A 20,477-nucleotide genomic window follows, 5' to 3' on the forward strand; every position below is an offset into this window, starting at 1 on the left:
GCCTGCGCGGACAAAGCCCGAAACAGACCCCGGAAAGCGCCGCTACTCGCGCCCGCGGCAGGCCTGCCGGCGCCCGGGGGTCAAAACACCCCTTCCAGCAGTTGCTTCATCTCCAGGACCAGCACCAGCGTGCCGTCGCCCGACAGGGTCGCGCCGGCCACGCCCTTGGGGTGGATGCCTTCCAGCGGCTTGATCATGACCTCGTCCTGGCCGATGAAGCCGTCCACGCCCAGGACCAGCTGGCGTTCGCCGTAGGCCAGCACGACCGCCAGCGACGGCGGCTCTTCGCGCTGGCGCCCGAGCAGGACGGCCAGGTCGATGACCGGCAGGATCTCGCCGCGTATGGTCAAGGCCTGGTTGCTGCCCACCGTGTGCATTTCCTCCTGGCGCAGCGGAATGATCTCGCGCACGACGGACAGCGGAATGGCGTAGGGCTGGTCCACCAGCTTGAGCATCAGCACGGGCAGGATGGCCAGCGTCAGCGGCAGCGAGATCACGATGTGCGACCCCATGCCCGGCGCGGACTGGATGTCGATCTGCCCCTTGAGCTTCTCGATGTTGGTCTTGACCACGTCCATGCCGACGCCGCGCCCCGACAGGTCGCTGACCTCGCTGCGGGTGGAGAACCCCGGCAGGAAGATCAGTTGCAGGCAATGGGCGTTGTCCAGCACGGCGGCGTCTTCCGCGCTGATGACGCCTTTCTCGATGGCCTTGCGGCGGATGACGTCGGGATCCATGCCGCGGCCGTCGTCCGATACCTCGATCACGATGGAATCGCCCGTCTGGCGGGCCGACAGGTGGACCGTGCCGCGCGCGGGCTTGCCGACCGAACGGCGCTCGACCATGGTCTCGATGCCATGATCGACGGCGTTGCGGATCAGGTGCACCAGCGGGTCGTTCAGCTCGTCCAGGATGGTCTTGTCGACCTCGGTCTCGCCGCCGGTGATGTTCAGCTCCACGTCCTTGCCCAGCTGGCGGGCCAGGTCGCGCGCCAGGCGCGAATACTTCTGGAACACCCGGCCGACCGGCTGCATGCGCGCCATCATGACGGCCGACTGCAGGTCGGAAACCAGCGTATCCAGCTGGCTGAAGACCGCATCCAGCGTCTCGGCCGCCGCGTCGTCCCGGCGGCTGGTGCCCAGGAGCGCGTCGCGCAGACACGACAGCCGGTTCTTGGTCAGGCCGATCTCGCCCGACAGGTTCAGGATCTGGTCGAAGCGCGCCGTATCCACGCGTATCGTCGCGTCCTTGGCCACGGCCTGCGCGCCGCCCGCGGGGGCCAGCATCTCGGGGCGATAGGGCCGCGACGATGCCGGCGCGCCTGCCTCGGCCGCCGCCGGGGCCTCGACCTGCATCCCCGGGGGGTCGCCGAATGCGGCGCGGTAGTAGCCCAGCCAGTCCGGCTCGCTGTCCGCCCGCGGGGCCGGCGCGGCGGCGTGGGCCAGCACGCGCGAGGCCTCGGCCGCGGCCGCGGCCGGCAGGGAATCCGTCCGCAGCGTGCTGGTGTCGACCGTCTCGCCCATGGCGGCGGCCTCGAGCGCGAGCAGCAACCCGGCGGGCGCCGGCTCGGGCATCGCCCCGCGCTCCATTTCCGAGAACATGCGCCGCACTTCTCCCGTCGCGGCCAGGATCACGTCCATGATTTCCGGCGTGATGCGCAGCGAGCCGCCGCGCAGCAGGTCCAGCAGGTTCTCGCCCCGGTGGCACAACTCCACCAGCGGCGTCGCCTCGAGGAACCCGGCCCCGCCCTTGACCGTGTGGAAACCCCGGAACACCTGGTTGAGCAGGCCGGCGTCGTCGGGACGCTGCTCCAGCTCGACCAGGCCGATGTCGACGTCGTCGAGCAGGTCCGAAGCCTCGGTCAGAAAATCGGCAAGCAGGTCCTGCATGTCGGAGAAGGCTGACACTCGTTTACTCGCTCAAAATCCCAGGCTTTCCAGCAGGTCGTCGACCTGCGCCTGGTTGGTCACCACGTCGTCGCGGCTGGAGGCGTCGATGACGGGGCCGTTCATCCATTCGCTGTGCGCGGCATTGCGCTTCTCGGGAGGCGTGCTCTCGATCAGCAGCTTGACCAGCTCGTCCTCGAAGTCCTGGGCGAGCTTGAGCACCTTCTGGATGACCTGGCCCGTCAGGTCATGGAAATCCTGCGCCATCATGATGTCGGTCAGCAGCGCCTGGGTGGCTCGGGCATCCTCCTGGGTACGGTCCAGGAAGGCACTGGTGTCGGCCGCCACCTGCTTGAAGTCGTCGACGCCCAGCCGGCGCTCGTACAGCTCGCGCCACCGCCCGCTCAGGCGAGCGCCTTCCCGCTCCACGCCCTCCTGGATCTCCTGGCCTTTCTCGACGTTGGACAGGGCGCGTTCGGCGGCCTGTCCCGTCAGCCGCGCGATGTAGTCCAGGCGCTGGCGCGTGTCGGGCAGCGAGTGGACGGCCTGCTCCACCTTCTGGTGGTAGCCCAGCTCGCGCAACGCGTCGTGCAACTGCCGGGTCAGCATGCCGACCCGCTGGTAGAACTCCGGCGACTGCTCGGCCGCCGCCTCGCCCGCGCTCGCGGCGGGATCCGCGGCCGGGGCCGCGTCGGCCGCCGGTTCGGCGTCGAGCCGAGCCAGGGTCTCGGACGAAATCTGGTCGAACAACGCTTCGAGGTCTTCGGTATCGCCGGTATGGGCCATTACGTGCTCCCGCTCATTTTCTGCACGATCTTGGTCAGCTTCTCTTCCAGCGTCGCCTTGGTGAAGGGCTTGACGATGTAGCCGTTCGCCCCGATCTGGGCGGCCAGCACGATGTCTTCCTTCTTGGCCTCGGCGGTCACCAGCAGCACGGGCAGCTTCTTGAGCTGGTCGTCGGCGCGGATCTCGCGCAGCAGCTCGAAGCCGTTCATGTTCGGCATGTTGATGTCGCTGACCACGAAATTGAACAGGCCGCTGCGCAGCTTGCTCAATGCGATCTGGCCGTCCTCGGCCTCGTCGGCGTTGTTGTAGCCGAGTTCCTTCAAGAGATTGCGGACGATGCGCCGCATCGTCGAAAAATCGTCGACGATAAGGAACTTCAAATCGTCAGGCTTCATTTGCTCCCTTTCTGGCCTTGATGTGTGTGAGTTGAGCGGCGATCATACTAGCCAGTTCCGAGGGGTGGAATTTCGCGACATAGGCATCGACGCCCACCTGCTGCCCGAGCTTCTTGTTGGCGACCGACGACAGCGACGAATGCATCACGACGGGAATCTTCGCGAAGCGGGGATCGGACTTGATGTGGCGGGTCAGCACGTAGCCGTCCATCTCGGGCATCTCGGCATCGACCAGGATCAGCCCCAGCATCAGGTCGAGCGGCAGCTTCTCGGCCTCGGCCCGGGCCGCGATGCCCTTGAGCTTGTCCCAGGCGTCCGCGCCGTTGGTGGCATGCTGGTGCGGCAACCCCATCCGGTCCAGCACTTCCGTGATCTTCTTGCGCGCCAGCGAGGAATCGTCGGCGAAGAACACGTTCGCCTTGATGTCGGCATCGACCTGCTGGATCTCGGACGGGATCTTGTCCTCGCCGATGACCGAGGCCAGGATCTGCTCGACGTCCAGGATGGACACCAGCTTGCCATCGGCCAGCTCGGTCAGCGCCGTCATGAACGACGTGTTGTTCGATGGCATGGACTGCGGCGACTTGACCTTGTCCCAGTCGATGCGCACGATGCGGTCCACGTCCGCCACGAGAAAGGCCTGCGTATGGCTGGAGAACTCGGTGATCAGCAGCTTGGTGCGCGGCGCGTCGACCTTCATGTTGATCGTGGTGGCCAGGTCGATGACCGGCAGGATCGCGCCGCGCAGCGAAATGATGCCCTCCACCCCGCGCGGCACGTTCGGCGTGCGGGTGATCGGAATCGTCTCGCACACTTCGCGCACCTTGAACACGTTGATGCCGAAGACCTCGCTGCCCCCCAGCGAGAACAGCAGCAGCTCCATCTTGTTGGAACCGGCCAGCCGGGCCTTCTCGTCCACCATTTCCATCAACCGATTGTCACCGGCACCCATAGCATCCTCCATACCGGCCGGCCCAAGCCGGCCCAGTGATCATTGCGATTCCAGAGCGGACACCCGCAACGGCGTCCCGTCGTTCAACCTGCCGGGAATGGCGGGTACATCGACATAAACGCCGCCTTTCTTGAGAAATTCCTCGCTGCGCTTGTTCAGCACCACGATGCTGATGCGCCGGTTCTCGGCCGCCTTCATGTCGGCACGGTTGAAGGGCACGGAGTCGGACAGCCCGACCACGCGCAACGCCTTGTCCTCCTGCATCCCGGCGGTCAGCATTTCGCGCCGTGCCGCATTGGCGCGGTCGGCCGAGAGTTCCCAATTGCTGTAGCCGCCATTGCCGCCGGCATAGGGCGTCGAGTCGGTATGGCCCGAAATCGAGATCTTGTTCTCGACGCCGTTCAGCACGCGGGCCAGCTCGTCCAGGATGACGCGGCTGTAGTCCTTCAGCACGGTCTTGCCGGTATCGAACATGGGCCGGTTCTTCTCGTCCACGATCTGGATCCGCAGCCCCTCGTCGGTGAAATCCAGCAGGATCTGGTCCTTGAACTGGGTCAGCGTGGGCTGCGTGAAGATCAGGCTCTCGAGTTCGGATTTCAGGCCCTCCAGCTTGCGGCGCTCGCGGGCCTCCTGCTCTTCGTCGCTGGCCCGGCGCTGGGGCGTGATGCGGGGACTCACATGCTGGCCGCCCGTCAGCACGCTGACCGGATCGCCCGCCACGCTCCCGGACGTGACCGCCACGCGCAGGGGCGTACGGAAATATTCGGAGATGCCCTCCAGGTCGGCCTGGGCCGACGTCGTCAGCAGCCACATCAGCAGGAAGAAGGCCATCATGGCGGTGACGAAGTCCGCATAGGCGATCTTCCACATGCCCGCGCCATGGGCCTTGCCGGCCCGCTTGCGGGACCGCCTGATGATGATCGGCGCTGCGCCGTCCTTGCCTGCCATGATCGCGACTCCCTACCGTGCCGTCATGCCGCGGACTTGCCCCGCACCGTGTCCTCCAGCTCGCCGAACGTGGGACGCTCGGTCGAGAACAGCACCTTGCGGCCGAACTCCACGGCCAGCGCGGGCGCATAGCCGTTCAGGCTCGCCAGCAGGGCGACCTTGATGCATTCGAGCTGCTTGCTGCTTTCGCTCACCTTCTGCTCCAGCACCGAGGCCAGCGGACCGACGATGCCGTAGGCCAGCAGGATGCCGACGAAGGTGCCGACCAGCGCCGCCCCGATCTTGGCGCCCAGCACGGCCGGCGGCTCGCCCACCGATCCCATCACGTTGACCACGCCCATGACCGCGGCGACGATGCCGAAGGCCGGCAGCCCGTCGGCGATACGCTGGATGGCATGCGCCGGCACGCTGGCCTCCTGGTGGTGGGTGTCGATTTCCTGGTCCATCAGGGCTTCCAGCTCCAGCGGATTCAGGTTGCCGCTTACCATCAGCCGCAGGTAGTCGGTCACGAACTCGACCAGGTGCTCGTCGGCCACCAGCGCGGGGTATTTCTGGAACAACGGACTGTTGTGGGGCTCCTCGACGTCGGCCTCGATGGACATCAGGCCTTCGCGCCGCACCCGGTTCAGGATCTCGTACAGCAGCGCCAGCAGGTCGAGGTAGCGCTGCTTGGTGAAGCGCGAGCCGTGCAGCGTGGTCGGCAGCGCCTTCAGCGTCGCCCGCACTACCTTGCTGGAGTTGCCGCACACGAACGCGCCCAGGGCCGCGCCGGCGATGATGACGAGTTCGAACGGCTGGAACAGCGCGCCCAGCGAGCCGCCATGCATGGCATATCCGCCCAGCACAGACGCCCCAACGATGATGTAGCCGATGATGACGAGCATGTGGATGTCCCGCCCTACGCGCTTCGCGCGCCCCCCAGGGGGCGATGCGGGTGGACCGGCGGAGCCGGATCCACCGCATCCTGGGTCTGGGCAAAGGGCCTCGATGCGGAGCATCGGGGCCTTGCCGGGCCAGGAGTCTGGGGAACGACGTGCGTGGGGCAATCAGGCTTCGGTGGCACATTGCGCGAAGCCATGAACGGGTTTTCGGCCGGCAAAAACAAAACTTGAGAGCGGAAGCTCCCGTGGCCGGCATCAGCGGGGGGCCGCCTTAGCGGCCTGCGCGGCGTTGGCCGTGCGCCGGGTCTTGCCGGCACGGGACGGCATATGGCAAAGCCCGCAGACGTACTGGTGGGCCAGCTCGAAGGTATGGGTGACGAATTCGCCGCCGCAGCAGGTGCAGGCCGTCATGCCCAGCATGCCGGCGTCGAAGAACCGGGTCAGGCGCCAGGCCCGCGTGATCGACAGGACCTCGGGCAGGCCCAGTTGCCCGATCTGCTCCCGGTACAGGCGATAGGCACGGATCAGCGCCTCGACCGCCGTCGCGTCGTCCAGGCCCACCTGGTGGCGGTGGATGTTCATGAACAGCGAAGCGTGGATGTTGGGCTGCCAGGTCATGAACCAGTCCGTGGAGAACGGCAGCATGCCCTTGGGGGGAGATTTTCCGCGGATCTCGCGGTACAGGCGCAGCAGGCGCTCGCGCGACAGCTGCACCTCCGCCTCGAGCACCTGCAACCGGGCATCGAGGCGGATGAGTTCGGACGCGATCTCGATCTGGCGCGCCTCGGACAGCACGCTCTTAGCGCGAGCCATGCTGCCTCCGGATACTGCTGCAAGACATGGCGTGGCTCAGGATGCGGCCATCGCGGCGGTACGTCCGGCCATCAGAATGGCGGCATGGATACGGGGGGAAACATCGTCGCGCTTGGGCGAGGACAGCAGGTTCCAGACCAGCGAGTCGTCGAAGCGGAATCGGGCGAGCAGCATGCTGGAGCCGGCGATCTTGAGCAACTGGGCCGTGGTCAGCGAAGAAAGGATATCGGCCACCTCGCTCGTGATGCCCAGGCGATAGAGCGCCTCGCTGCGATCGACCCGCAGCATCTGCTGCGCCAGCATGAGATAGGTCAGATTGGCATCGCGGATCTCTTCGCTCAGCCGGGACATGGGGGAAGTCGCGGCCTGGGGAGCCGATACGTCCACATCGACCACGTCGCAAACTTGAGTCATCGCGATTCCTTCAGGGTAATCCCGCAAACGGGAAAGAAAAAACAAGTATCCTGGCCGGCTATTTCCGCCGGCGCAGGGACCAATTCAATATGTAAATTATTGGACACTTGTTACCAAATTGGCATTGGAACCTCGCTGGAATTCGCGTCTGCTTAGGTAAACTCCGCATGTAAGAATTTTTCTTACAGATTCTGTATCACTTGTTTCATTTGAACACGTAAATGCGAAATGCGGTTCCACCCATCCAGCAGGTAGCGAGCTTGGCCGGGAACGACCATGCCCTGCTGGAAGCCGCGCTGGAATCGCTCCCGGTCGCCACCTGGGTCGTGGACCGGGAAGGCCGCTACCGGTACGTCTCCCAGGCCTACGCCGACATGCTCGGCATCGCCCGGGCGGCAGACTGCCTGGGCAAGGCCATGGAAGAGCTCATGCCTGCCTCGATCGCCCGCGTCCACGCGCTACGCCATCGGCAACTGCTGGAATCCCGCACGCGCAAGCGCTTCGAGCAGATCTGGACGGTAAAGGGCGAGCCGCGCTGGTTCGAGATCCAGATGAGCTGCCTGTGCAACGACGAGGGCGAGTCGATCGCCGTGTCCGGCTACGCGCAGGACATCACGCAGCACATGGAACAGCAGGAAGCCGCCCGCCGCATCCAGAACGAACTCGAAAAGCGGGTGGCCCAGCGCACCCACCTGCTGAGCGTGATCAACGAGGAACTGGAAGCCTTCTCGTACTCCGTCTCCCATGACCTGCGCGCGCCGCTGCGCCAGATCGCCGGCTTCGCCGGGCTGCTCGAGCGCGGGCTGGCCGGCCAGGCCAACGAAACCGACGCCAAGCACCTGCGGCACATCGTGGACAACGCACAGCGCATGGAGGACCTGATCGGCGACCTGCTTCAGCTCGCCCGCATCAACCAGAGCAGCCTGCTCAAGGCCCGGGTCGACCTGGCGGCCATCGCTCGCGAGGTCCTGGCCAGCTTGCGCCGCAGCCAGCCCGACCGCCAGGTCGAGTACGAACTGCCCGCCTCGGCGCTGGCCGAGTGCGATGCCGGGCTCATGCGCATCGTGCTGGACAACCTGCTGGGCAATGCCTGGAAATTCACCGGCAAGCGGGCCGAGGCCCACATCCAGTTCGGCAGCCTCCTGCGTGGCAACAGCACCATCTATTTCGTACGCGACAACGGCGCCGGCTTCGATGCGCAGAACGCCGAACGCATGTTCGGCGCCTTCCAGCGCTTCCACCGCACCTGCGACTTTCCCGGCACCGGCATCGGCCTGGCCACCGTCCGCCGCATCATCAACCGCCACGGCGGGCAGATCTGGGCCGAAAGCGCGCCCGGACAAGGCGCGACCTTCTACTTCACGCTGGAAACGCCGGCCTGAAGCCCGCTCCGGCGCCGCCCGCAATCGGACCGCGGCGGCGAAACTTTAGCGGTATTTTTTTCCATTCCGCCCCCTTCCCCGCCTAAAGTTTTCAAATCGCCGCCCCGTTAATTGCCTCAACGCGGCCACGCCGGCATTGCATGCCGCCAGCGATGGCCCTGGCGCAATTGCGGAAGGACCTCCAGCCGCGGATGCATCGTCGGGCCCCCAGGGCCCCTCCCTGAAACACCATATGACTCACCCTCACGGAGATAGGTCATGGCACAAGTCATCAACACCAACATCGCTTCGCTGAACGCGCAGCGCAACCTGAATAGCTCGCAGAGCGCCGTCAACACCGCCCTGCAGCGCCTGTCGACCGGCCTGCGCATCAACAGTGCCAAGGACGACGCCGCCGGCCTGGCCATTTCCGAGCGCATGAGCACGCAGATCAACGGCCTGAACCAAGCCGTGCGCAACGCCAACGACGGCATCTCGCTGGCACAGACCGCCGAAGGCGCGCTGAGCCAGATCGGCACCAACCTGCAACGCATCCGCACGCTGGCCGTGCAATCGGCCAACTCGACCAACTCGGCCGATGACCGCGCCTCGCTGCAGAAGGAAGTGGCCCAACTGGCAGCGGAAATCGATCGTGTGGCGAAGGACACCGATTTCAACGGGACCAAGCTGCTGGACGGCTCGTTCGCCGCCCAGAAGTTCCAGGTTGGCGCCAATGCAGGCCAGACCATTACCATCGACAAGATCGCCGACGCAAAAGCCTCGTCCCTGGGCCAATACTCTGGGTATTCTGGAACCAACCTCACCATTGGCACCGCTAGCGATACCGCTGCCGCCCGCGGAACCGTTCAGTTTGGAACCGGAGGTAGTGTTAACCTCGGAACAATTGCCAATGACGCAAAAGCGATCGCCGCTGCCTTCAACAGCGCCGGAATCACCGGCCTGACCGTCACTGCCAATGCCACCAAGGTCGCGGCCATTGCCACCCAAACGACTGGAACCGCCGCCAGTACGTCTACATTCACGCTCAACGGTGCGTCACTCACCCTGACCTCGACCGGCAACCAAGCCACTGATCGCGCCAACACCGTAACCGCTATTAATGCCTTGTCAGCAACCACTGGTGTGCGCGCAACGGATACTGGCGGTGGTGTAGCACTCGAAGCCGCCGATGGCCGCAACATCACCTTCGGAACGGCAACGGGCACTGCGGCGCTCTCCGATTTCGGACTGGACGCTAGCACGTCAACTACCGGCGCTTCGCTGAACATTTCTTATAAGGCCCCTACCGGAGTCACCGGCGGAATCAGCATTAGCGGTGAAACTGCTGGGGGCTTCACTGTCGCTACAACCGCCTTTACCAGCATGGGAACGGCGCTCAACGCCATTGATATTTCCACCGTCGCCGGTGCAACCTCGGCTCTGGACTCTCTTGACGCAGCACTCACTACCGTAAGCAACGCTCGCGCCGATTTGGGCGCAATCCAGAACCGTTTTACCTCGGTTGTCTCCAGCCTGGAAACCACATCGGAAAACCTGGCCGCTTCGCGTAGCCGCATTCAGGACGCCGACTTCGCAGCCGAAACTGCCTCGCTCACCCGCGGCCAGATCCTGCAGCAGGCCGGCACCGCGATGCTGGCACAGGCCAACTCGCTGCCCAACAACGTGCTGACGCTGCTCCGCGGCTAAGCATTGCGGCACCTCCGCCGGTTTCCTTCCGGCGGCCGTCCCCGCCCCGCCTTGCGCCGGGCGGGGATTTTTTTGCCGCCGGGCCGCCCCAAGGCAAAAAAGCGCCCCCTCGGGGGGCAGCGCCGCCGCGTAGCGGCAAGCGTGGGGGCTTTTTTTTGCCTGCGGCCATCCTCCCAGGCAAGCTCCCTTCCCTCAAGTTTTCCTTCTCCTTCCCGTTAATCAACGTATCGCGTCGCCCCCGGCGGCATCGCCCCTCAACGCCACGGAACCCACATGAGCATCAACGCCATCGATACCGCCGCCGACCTGCGCAGCCTGGCAACGGCCGCCGCGTCGGCCGCCAGGCCCATCGCGCCCGCGGGCTCGACCAACCTGCTCGACCCGTCGCTGCCGGCCACGGCTCAAGTGCCGGACGTGGGGGAACTGCGGACCGCGGTCGACGCCTTCAACCGCTTCGTTCCGCTGGCGGCGCACAACCTGACTTTCAGCATCGACGACGACAGCGGCAAGGTCGTGGTCAAGGTGATCGACAGCGACACCCAGGACGTGATCCGGCAGATCCCGTCCGAGGAAGCGCTGGCGCTCAGCCGTTCGCTGGACCAGATCAAGGGCGCCCTGTTCAGCCGCAAGGCCTGAACCGCCCGCCAACCCGATACCAGGAATACTCCATGGCTAGCGTAGGATCCGCCCTTGGCGTGGGCTCCGGCCTCGAACTGTCCACCCTCCTGACCAACCTGATGGCGGCCGAAAAGGTGCCGCTGACCAAGCTGCAGGCCCAGGCCACCTCGGCCCAGACCAAGATCTCTGCGCTGGGCCAGCTCAAGAGCTCGCTGTCTTCGTTGCTGACGGCGGCCTCCGGCCTGACGCCGGAAAAATTCACGGGCCTGGTCGGCAGCTCGTCGGACTCGTCGGTCGCCTTCATCACGGCCGACAACAAGGCCGGCAAGATCAGCCACAAGCTCGACGTCACGTCGCTGGCCCAGGCCGAGAAGGCCGTCAGCGGCGCGCTGGCCAACGATGCGCAATTGAACGCGGGCACCCTTACCTTCAAGCTCGGCAAGGTCGAGAACGGCAGCTTCGTCGCCGGCGAGGCCGAGGCCAAGTCCATCGTCATCGATGCCACCAACAACACCCTGTCCGGCCTGCGCGATGCCATCAACAAGGCGGAAATGGGCGTCACGGCCTCGCTGGTCACCGACGGCTCCGGATCGCGGCTGGTATTGACGTCCACCACCACCGGCGCGGCCAATGCCTTCCAGGTGACCAGTTCGGACTCGGGTGCGGGCGGTACCCGTTCGCTGGACTTCTTCGATTACGACCCGGCCACCGCCCCGTCCTATTCCAGCGGCGGCTCGCCAGCCGGCATGAGCCGGCTTCAAGCCGGCGCCGACGCCCAATTCAAGCTGGACGGCATGGAAGTGACAAGCGCCACCAACACCGTCACATCGGTGCTCGACGGCGTCACCATCACCCTGCAGAAGTCCGGCACCACCACGATCGCCACCAATCCGTCACCCAGCGGCGGCGCGGCGGCGCTGCAATCGCTGGTCACCGCCTACAACTCCTTCCTGAACGTGGCGGCGGCGCTATCGGCCAACGCGCCCAGCGAGACCCGGGGCCAGGCCGGCACCACCGGGCCGCTGGCCGGCGACGGACTGGTGCGCGACCTGACCGCCCGCATGCGCAATGAAGTCTTCTCGCCGATGCAGGGCGCCACCGGCCCCTACACGACGCTGGCCTCGCTGGGCGTGGGTTTCGACCAGGACGGGGCGCTGACGCTGGACACCGACAAGTTCAACAAGGCCATGGCGGCGGATCCCAGCGCCGTGTCCAGGCTGTTCACCCCCAAGCCTTTTGGCGAAGGCTCGCAAAGCCTGGTCGAGCGCTTCACCGCCCAGCTGTCGCCTTACACCGACAGCAAGGGCGTGATCGACAGCCGCACCGACGGCCTGAAAAGCACGATCAAGACCCTGGAGACCCAGCAGAACCAGATGAGCAATCGCCTGGAACAGATCGAGGCGCGCTACCGCCAGCAGTTCACGGCGCTCGATTCGCTGCTGACCCAGCTCAACAACACCGGCAGCTTCCTGACCCAGCAGATCGAGGCGTTGAAGAACCTCAACAAGTAACGTGGCGGGCGCGCCAATGGGAACTCGGCGGTTTTGCCACGCCAATTCCCGCTTTAAGCCCGGCGCGCCAGGCCGTTAAATCCGTTAGGGCTGCCGCGCACGCGGCATGCCCCTATGCGTTCAGCAGGAGTCGCACGTGTCGGGATTCGGAAATTTCGGGGCAAGAGCCTATGCCAGCGTCGGGGTGGAGACCGGGGTATCCAGCTCCAGTCCCCATGCGCTGATCCTGATGCTCTACGATGGCGCGCTGGAATCGCTGCGCAAGGCCATCGGCTGCATCGAGGCCAACGACCCGCTCGGCAAGACCCGGGCGCTCAGCCGCGCCACGCGCATCCTGGACGAAGGCCTGCGCGCGAGCCTGGACCACAAGGCCGGCGGCGACCTGGCCGGACAGTTGAACGCCCTCTACGACTACATGCTTCGGCGCACGATGCAGGCCGGCATCGACAACGACCCCGCCCCCATCCTGGAAAGCGTGCGCCTGCTGGACGGCCTGCGCGAGGCCTGGGCCTCGATCCAGCCCGACAGCCAGGCGGCCGCCTGATGACGATGCACAAGGACAACGGCATGGCGCCCGATCCCGCCCAGCTGGCGGTGCTCTACGGTCAGCTGGCCGAGATCAGCCGCGCGATGCTGGCCGCGGCGCAACGGGGCGACTGGGATGCCGTCACGGCCAGCGAATCGGCCTGTGCCGGGCTCGTGGGACAATTGCGCCGATGCCCCATCGAGACCTGCCCGCCCGCCGAACGCGAAACCTGCATGCACTTGATACGCGAGATCCTTGCCAACGACGCCGCCACCCGGAACATCGCCGAGCCGTGGATGCGGGAACTGGAGCAGATACTCCGGCCCCGGCGTCATGCCTTCGGCGTGCAGATGTACCGCTGAACGGGCCGACGCCGCGCCTGGCGGGCCGCAGCCCGCCAGGCCGGGTGTCCATGGGACGGAACGACATGCATAGCCCCGACATATCTGGAGACGGCGCTTGGTAGCGGACACTCGCCAGACGCAGCCGATCAGCGGCGTCTCCCCCGCGCAGAGCTGGGAGCGTTATCGCGAAGACGCCCGCGAGGCGGTGCTTGCGCGGCTGCTGAACGTGTCCGGCGGCGGCGCGGCAGGCGGCACGCGCCCTCCCGGCTCGCCGGGACTGCCGCACGGGCTGGTCCGGGCCACGGTGCTGCAGGCCAACAGCGATACCGAAGCGCTGGTCAACATCGCGGGCAAGCCCTACCTGATCAATACACGCCAGGCACTGAGTCCGGGCATGACCGTGGTGCTGCGGCTGCTGGACGACCGCACCTTCCTGCACGGCGAGGACGGCGGCCGTATCGGCGGCCCGCGATCGCCGGGCGATGGCGGCGGCCGGGGACAAAGCCCCCTGCCTGCCGCCACGGCCGACACCGAGGCGGCTTCACCGGAGATGGCCGCGCGCGCGGTGCGCGGGGTCTCGCCGGTGCCCATGCCGTCGCTGGCAGAACTCAAGCTCGAGACCGGCGACACCAAGGTGATGCTGAGCGGCTCGGCCCGCCTGCTGCTCGCGCTGGTCGACGAGACCGGCGGGACGCAGCGCAGCGTGCCCCTGGACGCCCTGCGCATCCCGGCGGGCACGCTGCCGGACGAAGCCGCGCGCCAGATCCGGCAGGCCGTGCAGCAGTCCGGACTGTTCTACGAAGCCCACCTGCAGGAGTGGCGCGAAGGGCGCCTGCCCATCGAAGCGCTGCGCGCCGAACCGCAGGCGGCGCTCTCGCCCGCGCCGCAGGCCCGCGACCCGGCTCCCCAGGCCGGCACTCCCACGCCCGCGGCCGAGCCCGCCACGCCCGAGCAAAGCGCGGCCAAGGGCTTGCAAGCGGCCCTGGCCGCCATCCCGCCCGACGTGCGCCAGGTCGTGCACGACCAGATCGCGGCGCTGGCCAGCGGCCGCCTGTTCCTGCAAGGCGCCTGGGCGGAACAACCCTTCACGCTGGAAATCGAGCCCGACGAAGGCAGGGGCGCCGACCCCGACCTGCCGCTGGCCTGGCGCGTCCGCATCTCGGTCCAGACACGCAACCTGGGCACGATGCAGGTAGACATCGCGCTCGACGGCACCGATACCCGCATCGCCATCCAGCCCGACACCCGTACACTGCGCGGCCAGCGCCTGCGCGACCTGCAGGCCCGCCTTGCCGCCAGCGGCCTGGACCTGCAGCAGGCGCTGGATGGCCGGGGCCTGCGCATGTCCGACCTCAAGATCGCCACGGCGTCCCGCTCGCCGGCCCGCACATGACCCACCCCGCCGCCGAATCGCCCGCCGACGACCCGCTCGACCCCAAGCGCATCCAGGCGGTGGCGCTGCGCTATGAAAAGGAGCGCAAGACGCCCATCGTGGTGGCCAAGGGCAGCGGCGCGATCGCCGAGGAAATCCTGCGCCGCGCCAAGGAAGCGGGCGTGTTCGTGCACAGCTCGCGCGAGCTGATCGATCTGCTGATGAAGGTGGACCTGGATGCCCGCATCCCGCCCTCGCTGTACGTGGCGGTGGCGGAGGTGCTGGCCTGGGTGTACAGGCAGGACGAGGAAGCGGGCGCCGGTCCGGACGGACGCTAGGTCCCGGAGGCCGGGCGCCCGGGCCGGGCTCAGACCTGCATGTTCATGACTTCGTTGTAGGCCGCGATCACGCGGTTGCGCGCCTGTGCCAGCATCTGGAACGACAGGCTGGCCTTGTTCATCGCGATCATCGTGGTTTCCAGGCCGACCTCGGGATCGCCTTGCTGGTAGGCCTTCTGGACGGCGCTGGCCTCGGACTGGGCGCGCTGCACGCCCTGGATCGCGTCGACCAGGACGTTGGCGAAGGATGCCGGCGCCGCGCCGGCGGCCGCGCCACCGCCCATCAGGGCATCGGGCCGCGCCAGCATCTGCGCCGCGCGCGCCATGCCGGTGGAGCCGGCTTGCCCGGTGGAGGATGCGAGCACGTCCTGGATGCGGTCCATATGCGGTTTCCCATGGGGCAATTCTTTGGAGACTGCGATGGTAGCCGCGGCGGGAAGGATCCAGACCGGGAAGTACCGGGGCAAAACCCGTCTATTCCTTCCTTGGCTGTGACATTCTGCATCAAATAATACAAGTCCTGGGAAATGGGACGCTCCGGCGCCCCTTCTTTCTTATCTGGCATTCAACGCCCCGCTTCATTACATGGCCGACGACACGCAGAACCAACCCGCCGCCGGGGCATCACGGGGTAACAAGCTCCTGGAGTCGTTCGGCAGGCTGCCCACGCGCCACCGGCTCGCCTTGCTGATCGGCATCCCCCTGCTCGTGGCCATCGTGGTGGCCGCGTTGCTGTGGAGCCGCGACCCGGAGTACCGCGTCCTGTTCAGCGGCCTGTCCGACCAGGACGGCGGGACCATCGTCGCCGCGCTGCAACAGCAGAAAGTGCCCTACCGGGTCGCCGACGGTGGCAGCGTCATCCTGGTGGCGCCCGACCAGGTCCACGAAGTCCGGCTGCGCCTGGCCTCGCAGGGCCTGCCGCGCGCCGGCAACGTCGGCTTCGAGCTGATGGACAACAGCCGCCTGGGCCTCACCCAGTTCCAGGAGCAGGTCAACTACCAGCGCGCGCTGGAGGGCGAACTGGCCCGTTCGATCCAGAGCCTGGGCACCGTCAAGAGCGCCCGGGTCCACCTGGCCATTCCCAAGCCCAGCATCTTCATGCGGGAGCAAAACCGGCCCACGGCGTCGGTGCTGGTGCAGATGCTACCCGGCCGCGTGCTGGAACGCGGCCAGGTCGCCGGGATCGTCCACCTGGTCTCGTCCTCCGTTCCCGAACTCGCGCCCGGCGCGGTCAGCGTGGTGGACCAGACCGGCACCCTGCTGTCGGCCAACGATACCGATCCGAACGGCCTGGACGCCACGCAGCTGGAATACCTGCGCACGCTGGAGCGCCAGTACACCCGCCGCATCTCCGAACTGATCTCGCCCATCGTCGGCGCCCAGAACCTGCGCGCGCAGGTCGCGATCGACCTGGACTTCAGCCGGCACGAGCAGACCGACGAGATCTACCGTCCCAATGGCGCCTCGCCCGACCAGGCCGCGATCCGCAGCCGGCAGAGCTCGGAGTCGCGCGAACCGGCGCAGGGCATGGACGGAGGCGTACCGGGCACGTTGAGCAACACGCCGCCGGGCGTCGCCGTCGCCCCGACGACCGGAGGCGCGGCCACCAACCCGCCCGCTCCCGGCACGCAGGCCCAGCCACCCGCGCAGAACGTGAAGCGGGCCGACACCACCAACTACGAGCTGGACAAGACCGTGCGCTACGTGCGCGAGCCCGTGGGCCGCATCAAGCGCCTGTCGGCCGCCGTGGTGGTCAACCACCGCACCAGCGTGGTCAAGGGCGAGACGGTCAGCACGCCGCTGAGCGATGCCGAACTGGCCCAGATCAAGGCCCTGGTCAACGAGGCCGTCGGCTTCGACGCGCAGCGCCGCGATTCGGTATCGGTCATCAGCATCCCGTTCAACGAAGCCACCGCCGAAGCCGCTTCCGAGCCGGCGTTCTGGCAGCAGCCGGAGTTCGTCAACCTGGCACGCGACATAGGCGTGGCGCTGGTCCTTGCGCTGGCGGTGCTGTACCTGATCATCGGGGTGATCCGTCCGGCCATCAAGCAGATGACCGCTCCTCCGCCGCCGCCCGAGCCCGTCTTCGCGGCCGACGGCCCCACGATGATGGCCGAGGCCCAGGCCGCCGATGCCGCCGGGGAACAACCGGAAGATCCGCTGGAGAAGGTCCGCCGCTTCGCACGCGAGAACCCGCAGGTCGTGGCCACGGTGATCCGGCAGTGGGTGAACGATGTTTAGCCCCCCCCTACGCGCTTCGCGCGCCCCCCAGGGGGCGATGCGGGTGGACCGGCGGAGCCGGATCCACCGCATCCTGGGTCTAGTACCCGTTTCTTGGATTGTTGCGTCGGTGCTGTCGCTGGCTGCCGGCGGGTGCAACGAAGTGGTAAGCCGATGATGAACGTAGTCAATGCCGAACCCGATCAGGGGGTGGCCGATGGGGCGATCCTGTTGTTGTCGCTGGGGGAGGAAGAAGCGGCCGAGGTGCTGAAGTATCTGTCGCCGCGCGAGGTGCAGAAGCTGGGCACGGCAATGGCCGGGATGCAAGGCATCCCGCGCGAGGCGATGGACCAGGTGATCCAGCGCTTCGAGACAGACATCGGCGCGCACACCGGCCTGGGCGCCGATGCCGACGCCTATCTGCGCAGCGTGCTGACCAAGGCGCTGGGCGCGGACAAGGCGGGGTTCCTGCTGGACCGCATCCTGCACACTGGCGACACCTCGGGCATCGAGAGCCTGAAGTGGATGGATCCGGCCAGCGTGGCCGAACTGATCCGCCACGAGCATCCACAGATCATCGCCTCCATCCTGGTACACCTGGAGGCCGACCAGTCGGCCGGGGTGATCAATCACCTGGCGGAACGCGTGCGCGGCGACGTCCTGCTGCGCATCGCGACGCTGGACGGCATCCAGCCGGCCGCGCTGCGCGAGCTGAACGACGTGCTGCTGAAGATGCTGTCGGGCAACGAGCAGATCAAGCGCCGCAAGCTGGGCGGCGTCAAGACCGCCGCCGACATCCTCAATTACGTGGGTTCGTCGTCCGAGCACCAGATCCTGTCCATCGTCAAGCAGGTCGACACGGAGCTGGCGCAACGCATCATCGACGAGATGTTCACCTTCGAGAATCTCATCGACGCCGACGACCGCGGCATGCAGCTCCTGCTGCGCGAGGTCACGCCCGACTCGCTCATCCTCGCGCTCAAGGGCGCCAGCGCCGAGATGCGCGCCAAGGTGTTCCGCTGCATGCCGGCCCGCGCCGCGCAGCAACTGCGCGAGGACCTGGACGTGCGGGGCCCGGTCAAGATATCCGAGGTCGAGGCGCAGCAGAAGGAAATCCTGAAGATCGCGCGCCGTTTGACCGAGTCCGGCGACCTGGCCATCAACGGCATGGGCGAGGAACAGTATGTCTGAGCCGCTGCTGGGCGCCCGCCGCATCCTGCGCGCCGACGAGGGCCGCAACCTGCCCGTCTGGCGCCTGGATACCTTCGGCGATGCGTCCATGCAGGGCGAGACCCGGCGCCGGCCGCAGACCCCCGACGAAAAACGCGCCATCGAGGCGGCGCTGGCCGCCGCCCGGCAAGAAGCCGACCGCCGCGCGCGCGAACAGGCCGCGCGGCAGGAAACCACGGCGCCGGAACCTGCCGTGGCCGAGGCGGCCCAGCCGCCCGTAGCCCCGGCGCCGGCACCGGCCGTCGATCCGGCCGAGGTCGAACGCATCAAGACGGCGGCCTTCGACGAAGGCTATGCCGCGGGCTACGACCATGGCAGCGCCGCGGCCCGGCGCGAGGCCGAGCAACTGCAGGCGATGGCGCACGCCGCCTCGGGTGTGTTCGACCGCTTCGAGACCGACCTGGCTCCCCGGCTGCTGGAACTTGCCGCCGAGATCGCGCGCCAGGTCATCCAGCGCGAACTGGCGCTGGACAACAATGTGATCCTGGCGGTCGTGCGCGACGCCTTCAACCAGCTCATGGGCGGCGAAACCGGCAAGCAGTTGCTGCTGCACCCGTCCGACGTGCAACTGGTGCGCGCCCACCTGGGCGAGGAACTGGAACTGGGCCAATGGAAGATCGTCGAGGACGCCGGCGTCGAGGCCGGCGGCTGCCGGATCTCCACCCAGCAGTCCGACATCGATGCCACCCTGGGCACGCGCTGGAAACGGACCCTGGCCACGCTGGGACAGGACAGCGCCTGGAGCGACGAACGTGCATGACGCCCCCGCCAGCCTGGCCCGTTTCCTCGAAGGCTGCACCGCCCGCGTGCGGACCGCGTCGCCCGTGGCCGCATCGGGCCGCCTGACGCGCGTGGCCGGACTGGTCATGGAAGCCGTGGGGCTGAAGCTGCCGGTGGGCAGCACCTGCCGGATCGTGCAGGCCCAGGATCGCGCCGCCGAGGCCGAAGTAGTGGGCTTCAACGGCGAGCGCCTGTTCCTGATGCCCTCCAGCGAAGTCCATGGACTGACGGCGGGGTCGCTGGTGATGCCGCTGGAGCCGCAGCGGTCGCCCCCTTCCTACCCGCCGGCCGACCAGGCAGTCGACGCGGAACTCCCGGCCGAGGAAATCACCAAGCACCTGCCCGTGGGCGATGCATTGCTGGGGCGCGTGGTGGATGGCGCCGGGCGCCCCCTGGACCGGCTGGGCCCCATCACCTCCGCCCAGCGCGCGCCGCTGGCCGCGCGGCCCATCAATCCCATCGAACGCCAGCCCATCGAGCGCCCGCTGGACGTCGGCGTGCGCGCCATCAACGCCATGCTGACGGTGGGACGCGGACAGCGCATGGGCCTGTTCGCCGGCTCCGGCGTCGGCAAGAGCGTGCTGCTGGGCATGATGGCGCGCTACACCGAGGCCGACGTGACCGTGGTGGGCCTGATCGGCGAACGCGGCCGCGAAGTCAAGGAATTCATCGACCACATCCTGGGCCCGGAAGGACTGGCGCGGTCGGTCGTGGTCGCTGCGCCCGCCGATGCCGCGCCGCTGATGCGCCTGCAAGGCGCGGCCTACGCCACCGTGCTGGCCGAGCATTTCCGCGACCAGGGCAAGAACGTGCTGCTGATCATGGATTCGCTTACCCGCTACGCGATGGCCCAGCGGGAGATCGCGCTGGCCATCGGCGAACCGCCCGCCACCAAGGGCTATCCGCCATCGGTATTCGCCAAGCTTCCCGCGCTGGTGGAACGCGCCGGCAACGGCACCCACGGCGCCGGCTCGATCACCGCCTTCTATACGGTGCTGACCGAAGGCGACGACCAGCAGGAACCCATCGCCGACTCGGCCCGGGCCATCCTGGACGGCCATATCGTGCTCAACCGGGCACTGGCCGACACCGGCCACTATCCCGCGATCGACATCGAACAATCGATCTCGCGGGCCATGCACAACATCGTGGGCGCCGAGCAGCAGCGCCATGCGCGAACCCTGAAAAAGCTGTTCTCGCGCTACCAGCGCTCGCGCGACCTGATCCAGGTGGGCGCCTACGTGCCGGGAACCGATCCCGAACTCGACCAGGCCATCGCCGCGCACGCCACCATCGGCAATTTCCTGCAGCAGGACATGCAGGCGCGCGCGCCCTATGCCGACAGCCTGACCCTGATGACCGCCATCGCCGAACACTTCGGCGCCGGCACTTGAC

At 67.2% G+C, this 20,477-nt stretch carries 21 protein-coding genes; 12 read left to right on the forward strand and 9 right to left on the reverse strand.

All coding sequences use genetic code 11. From position 1 onward, the window contains the following. Nucleotides 1-80: 80 nt before the first annotated feature. The 8 genes from N5K27_RS15200 to flhD all read right to left on the reverse strand — a co-directional run bounded on the left by N5K27_RS15200 (nt 81) and on the right by flhD (nt 7,012). Complete coding sequence (locus tag N5K27_RS15200) at nt 81-1,907, reverse strand: chemotaxis protein CheA (protein WP_087841486.1); 1,827 nt, start codon at nt 1,905-1,907, stop codon at nt 81-83. A 12-nt stretch (nt 1,908-1,919) separates the two neighbouring features. Further along, entirely contained in the window at nt 1,920-2,672 is a 753-nt protein-coding gene (locus N5K27_RS15205) for a protein phosphatase CheZ (protein WP_087841487.1), read from the reverse strand. Further along, nucleotides 2,672-3,067: a chemotaxis response regulator CheY gene (cheY, locus tag N5K27_RS15210; RefSeq protein WP_087841488.1), complete on the reverse strand. Its 396-nt coding sequence runs from the start codon at nt 3,065-3,067 to the stop codon at nt 2,672-2,674. Before cheY ends, N5K27_RS15205 begins: the two co-directional genes overlap by 1 nt. Then, a complete protein-coding gene (locus tag N5K27_RS15215; RefSeq protein WP_087841489.1) occupies nt 3,057-4,019 on the reverse strand; it encodes a chemotaxis protein in 963 nt (320 codons plus the stop codon). The genes cheY and N5K27_RS15215 overlap by 11 nt, the downstream gene beginning before the upstream one ends. A 39-nt stretch (nt 4,020-4,058) precedes the next feature. Beyond that, complete coding sequence (gene motB / locus N5K27_RS15220; protein WP_087841490.1) at nt 4,059-4,967, reverse strand: flagellar motor protein MotB; 909 nt, start codon at nt 4,965-4,967, stop codon at nt 4,059-4,061. Nucleotides 4,968-4,990: 23 nt separating this feature from the next. Continuing rightward, nucleotides 4,991-5,851, reverse strand: a complete 861-nt coding sequence (gene motA, locus N5K27_RS15225; protein ID WP_087841491.1) for a flagellar motor stator protein MotA — start codon at nt 5,849-5,851, stop codon at nt 4,991-4,993. Nucleotides 5,852-6,103: 252 nt separating this feature from the next. After that, a complete protein-coding gene (gene flhC, locus N5K27_RS15230) occupies nt 6,104-6,661 on the reverse strand; it encodes a flagellar transcriptional regulator FlhC (RefSeq protein ID WP_087841492.1) in 558 nt (185 codons plus the stop codon). Between the two features lie 36 nt (nt 6,662-6,697). Next, nucleotides 6,698-7,012, reverse strand: coding sequence for a flagellar transcriptional regulator FlhD (flhD, locus tag N5K27_RS15235; RefSeq protein ID WP_087841533.1), 315 nt, complete (start codon nt 7,010-7,012; stop codon nt 6,698-6,700). A gap of 323 nt (nt 7,013-7,335) precedes the next feature. On the opposite strand from flhD, the gene N5K27_RS15240 reads away from it, so the two are divergent. The 8 genes from N5K27_RS15240 to N5K27_RS15275 all read left to right on the forward strand — a co-directional run bounded on the left by N5K27_RS15240 (nt 7,336) and on the right by N5K27_RS15275 (nt 14,852). Beyond that, nucleotides 7,336-8,457 (forward strand): ATP-binding protein, encoded by a 1,122-nt coding sequence (locus tag N5K27_RS15240; protein ID WP_165963216.1) that lies wholly within the window; start codon nt 7,336-7,338, stop codon nt 8,455-8,457. Between the two features lie 258 nt (nt 8,458-8,715). After that, on the forward strand, nt 8,716-10,143 hold the full coding sequence (locus N5K27_RS15245; protein WP_279817387.1) for a flagellin: 1,428 nt from the start codon (nt 8,716-8,718) through the stop codon (nt 10,141-10,143). Between the two features lie 273 nt (nt 10,144-10,416). Next, nucleotides 10,417-10,779: a flagellar protein FlaG gene (locus tag N5K27_RS15250; protein ID WP_279817388.1), complete on the forward strand. Its 363-nt coding sequence runs from the start codon at nt 10,417-10,419 to the stop codon at nt 10,777-10,779. A gap of 32 nt (nt 10,780-10,811) precedes the next feature. After that, nucleotides 10,812-12,272 carry a flagellar filament capping protein FliD gene (gene fliD, locus N5K27_RS15255; protein WP_279817390.1) on the forward strand — a complete coding sequence of 487 codons (1,461 nt, stop codon included), beginning with the start codon at nt 10,812-10,814 and terminating at the stop codon, nt 12,270-12,272. A gap of 136 nt (nt 12,273-12,408) precedes the next feature. Next, complete coding sequence (fliS, locus tag N5K27_RS15260) at nt 12,409-12,816, forward strand: flagellar export chaperone FliS (RefSeq protein ID WP_243724574.1); 408 nt, start codon at nt 12,409-12,411, stop codon at nt 12,814-12,816. Then, a complete protein-coding gene (locus tag N5K27_RS15265; RefSeq protein ID WP_279817392.1) occupies nt 12,816-13,160 on the forward strand; it encodes a flagellar protein FliT in 345 nt (114 codons plus the stop codon). The genes fliS and N5K27_RS15265 overlap by 1 nt, the downstream gene beginning before the upstream one ends. A 97-nt stretch (nt 13,161-13,257) precedes the next feature. Beyond that, nucleotides 13,258-14,535, forward strand: coding sequence for a flagellar hook-length control protein FliK (locus tag N5K27_RS15270; RefSeq protein ID WP_279817395.1), 1,278 nt, complete (start codon nt 13,258-13,260; stop codon nt 14,533-14,535). Further along, complete coding sequence (locus N5K27_RS15275) at nt 14,532-14,852, forward strand: EscU/YscU/HrcU family type III secretion system export apparatus switch protein (protein WP_279817397.1); 321 nt, start codon at nt 14,532-14,534, stop codon at nt 14,850-14,852. The genes N5K27_RS15270 and N5K27_RS15275 overlap by 4 nt, the downstream gene beginning before the upstream one ends. Before the next feature lie 29 nt (nt 14,853-14,881). Here N5K27_RS15275 and fliE read toward each other — a convergent pair whose 3' ends face one another. Next, complete coding sequence (gene fliE, locus N5K27_RS15280) at nt 14,882-15,235, reverse strand: flagellar hook-basal body complex protein FliE (protein ID WP_087841501.1); 354 nt, start codon at nt 15,233-15,235, stop codon at nt 14,882-14,884. 202 nt (nt 15,236-15,437) lie between these two features. Here fliE and fliF point away from each other — a divergent pair, with 202 nt between their 5' ends. From fliF to fliI, 4 genes are all read left to right on the forward strand, one after another. Beyond that, the gene (gene fliF, locus N5K27_RS15285; protein ID WP_279817399.1) at nt 15,438-17,093 is read left to right on the forward strand and encodes a flagellar basal-body MS-ring/collar protein FliF; all 1,656 of its coding nucleotides are present in this window, start codon (nt 15,438-15,440) and stop codon (nt 17,091-17,093) included. Between the two features lie 156 nt (nt 17,094-17,249). Next, entirely contained in the window at nt 17,250-18,263 is a 1,014-nt protein-coding gene (fliG, locus tag N5K27_RS15290) for a flagellar motor switch protein FliG (protein WP_279817466.1), read from the forward strand. Then, on the forward strand, nt 18,256-19,062 hold the full coding sequence (locus N5K27_RS15295; RefSeq protein ID WP_132980048.1) for a flagellar assembly protein FliH: 807 nt from the start codon (nt 18,256-18,258) through the stop codon (nt 19,060-19,062). Before fliG ends, N5K27_RS15295 begins: the two co-directional genes overlap by 8 nt. A 46-nt stretch (nt 19,063-19,108) precedes the next feature. Further along, nucleotides 19,109-20,476, forward strand: coding sequence for a flagellar protein export ATPase FliI (gene fliI / locus N5K27_RS15300; protein ID WP_279817468.1), 1,368 nt, complete (start codon nt 19,109-19,111; stop codon nt 20,474-20,476). The last annotated feature ends 1 nt before the right edge of the window (nt 20,477 follow it).

The organism is Pigmentiphaga sp. GD03639 (assembly GCF_029845405.1).
Taxonomy (GTDB): Bacteria; Pseudomonadota; Gammaproteobacteria; order Burkholderiales; family Burkholderiaceae_B; genus Pigmentiphaga; species Pigmentiphaga daeguensis.

Excerpts from the sequence above, each read along its gene's own strand:
- N5K27_RS15205 (WP_087841487.1), bottom strand. The coding sequence starts at position 2,672 with ATGGCCCATACCGGCGATACCGAAGACCTCGAAGCGTTGTTCGACCAG.
- cheY (WP_087841488.1), bottom strand. The coding sequence starts at position 3,067 with ATGAAGCCTGACGATTTGAAGTTCCTTATCGTCGACGATTTTTCGACG.
- N5K27_RS15215 (WP_087841489.1), bottom strand. The coding sequence starts at position 4,019 with ATGGGTGCCGGTGACAATCGGTTGATGGAAATGGTGGACGAGAAGGCC.
- motB (WP_087841490.1), bottom strand. The coding sequence starts at position 4,967 with ATGGCAGGCAAGGACGGCGCAGCGCCGATCATCATCAGGCGGTCCCGC.
- motA (WP_087841491.1), bottom strand. The coding sequence starts at position 5,851 with ATGCTCGTCATCATCGGCTACATCATCGTTGGGGCGTCTGTGCTGGGC.
- flhC (WP_087841492.1), bottom strand. The coding sequence starts at position 6,661 with ATGGCTCGCGCTAAGAGCGTGCTGTCCGAGGCGCGCCAGATCGAGATC.
- flhD (WP_087841533.1), bottom strand. The coding sequence starts at position 7,012 with ATGTCCCGGCTGAGCGAAGAGATCCGCGATGCCAATCTGACCTATCTC.
- N5K27_RS15245 (WP_279817387.1), top strand. The coding sequence starts at position 8,716 with ATGGCACAAGTCATCAACACCAACATCGCTTCGCTGAACGCGCAGCGC.
- N5K27_RS15250 (WP_279817388.1), top strand. The coding sequence starts at position 10,417 with ATGAGCATCAACGCCATCGATACCGCCGCCGACCTGCGCAGCCTGGCA.
- fliD (WP_279817390.1), top strand. The coding sequence starts at position 10,812 with ATGGCTAGCGTAGGATCCGCCCTTGGCGTGGGCTCCGGCCTCGAACTG.
- N5K27_RS15265 (WP_279817392.1), top strand. The coding sequence starts at position 12,816 with ATGACGATGCACAAGGACAACGGCATGGCGCCCGATCCCGCCCAGCTG.
- N5K27_RS15275 (WP_279817397.1), top strand. The coding sequence starts at position 14,532 with ATGACCCACCCCGCCGCCGAATCGCCCGCCGACGACCCGCTCGACCCC.
- fliE (WP_087841501.1), bottom strand. The coding sequence starts at position 15,235 with ATGGACCGCATCCAGGACGTGCTCGCATCCTCCACCGGGCAAGCCGGC.
- fliF (WP_279817399.1), top strand. The coding sequence starts at position 15,438 with ATGGCCGACGACACGCAGAACCAACCCGCCGCCGGGGCATCACGGGGT.
- fliG (WP_279817466.1), top strand. The coding sequence starts at position 17,250 with ATGAACGTAGTCAATGCCGAACCCGATCAGGGGGTGGCCGATGGGGCG.
- N5K27_RS15295 (WP_132980048.1), top strand. The coding sequence starts at position 18,256 with ATGTCTGAGCCGCTGCTGGGCGCCCGCCGCATCCTGCGCGCCGACGAG.